3 protein-coding genes are annotated in these 1,336 nt (G+C 54.2%); all 3 read right to left on the reverse strand.

The window, feature by feature from the left end:
* Positions 1–87: 87 nt before the first annotated feature.
* The gene (locus BN874_RS12780) at positions 88–567 is read right to left on the reverse strand and encodes a GNAT family N-acetyltransferase (protein ID WP_034434003.1); all 480 of its coding nucleotides are present in this window, start codon (positions 565–567) and stop codon (positions 88–90) included.
* The gene (locus BN874_RS12785) at positions 539–961 is read right to left on the reverse strand and encodes a zinc-ribbon domain containing protein (RefSeq protein WP_081756376.1); all 423 of its coding nucleotides are present in this window, start codon (positions 959–961) and stop codon (positions 539–541) included. The genes BN874_RS12780 and BN874_RS12785 overlap by 29 nt, the downstream gene beginning before the upstream one ends.
* Before the next feature lie 61 nt (positions 962–1,022).
* On the reverse strand, positions 1,023–1,336 hold a 314-nt coding region (locus BN874_RS12790), incomplete at its 5' end, for a PIN domain-containing protein (RefSeq protein ID WP_154724920.1).

Genomic DNA, 1,336 nt, shown 5'->3' on the forward strand with positions numbered 1-1,336 from the left:
TAATGGTGGAGTCGGGTTAAAACTGGCTAGAAGCGGGTTCCGCGCTAAATTTTTGTTCAAAATCAATGGCGAGTTTTGCGACAGTCTCTAAGCTAGCGTCCGATTCGATAGCGCCCGCTCCCAATACACTACGCCCGACAGTGGATTGACGTAATAGGGCGCACGGCGCAGGAAGCCCATCGAGGTATAAATCTGCATCGCGCTATTCAGTGTTTCCAGAGTATCCAGCCGCATGACCACATAGCCCAAGGCGGTTGCTTCGCTCACCGCCTGCAAAGCCAGAAGACGCCCCAGTCCTTGACCGCGAGAGTCGGGTCGGACGAAAAGCCGCTTCATTTCACAGACCCCATCCTCCCGTGCCCGCAACGCCACACAGCCCGCCGCATGGGTTCCCTCCAAAGCCAGCAGTAACCGCCCGCTCGGCGGCGCATAACATCCCGGCAAAGCGGCCAGTTCCTCCGCGAAGCCCTGAAAACAGAGATCGACGCCTAAGAATTGCTGGTACTCACGGAAGAGCGTCCGCGCCGCTTCAATTTCTTCAGTCGTTTGCGCTTGGATGATCTTCATGTTCACGGCCCATGGATTTCGCCGCCAGTCCCTCCCGATGAATGCGTCGCGCCTCAACCTTGCGCGCTCGCTCCCGCTGGCGGCAGGCACGACAGCGTACCGCTACCGTCCACACATCGCCTTGGGCGACTTCATACCACCAGCGTTGTTGCGCCGCCGTCCAAATTTCCTCTACTCCACAGTCCTTGCAACGAAATGGCCGATCCTGGTAACAGCCGCGTTGGACAAAATCGGGGATGCCGTAGCTGTTGTTGCGCCGCAGCAATAGCGGTGTGACCGCAACGGTTCCAATCGGTCGATCCACCGGACGGGCGTTGACTGCGCGAGTTTTCTTAACGATGCGGCGTAGCCGCTGGGCTTTAATTTCCTGACGGCGTTGTTTGTTGCTCTTCATCGCTGGCCGGTTATGCCACCTTGGTTCTTAACATTCAACGATGACTTTGCCAGTATCACGCTTATGGGTGTCCGTCAGGCAGAAAAGGGTTAATAATCGTCAGTCGCCCGTCGATGACTTGGCCGTGGTGCAGGTCTTCAGAGTAGAGAATTTGGCAATTAGCAGTGAGGGCCGAAGCTAGAATCAGGCTGTCAAAATATGAAAACCGATAGCGATCCAGCAAAATCCAAGCGGTTTCAACGATTGGCATACCCATGGCTTCAACCGAGACAAATTTTAGAATATCTTGCAGTGTGCTTCGCACGCCCCTTTCGCTCATTTTTTTATAATCATAACATTTATGGTTAGAATACAGCAGTGTAATAATGAAAACAG

It is taken from the genome of Candidatus Contendobacter odensis Run_B_J11, from assembly GCF_000531125.1.
GTDB classification, from domain to species: Bacteria; Pseudomonadota; Gammaproteobacteria; order Competibacterales; family Competibacteraceae; genus Contendibacter; species Contendibacter odensensis.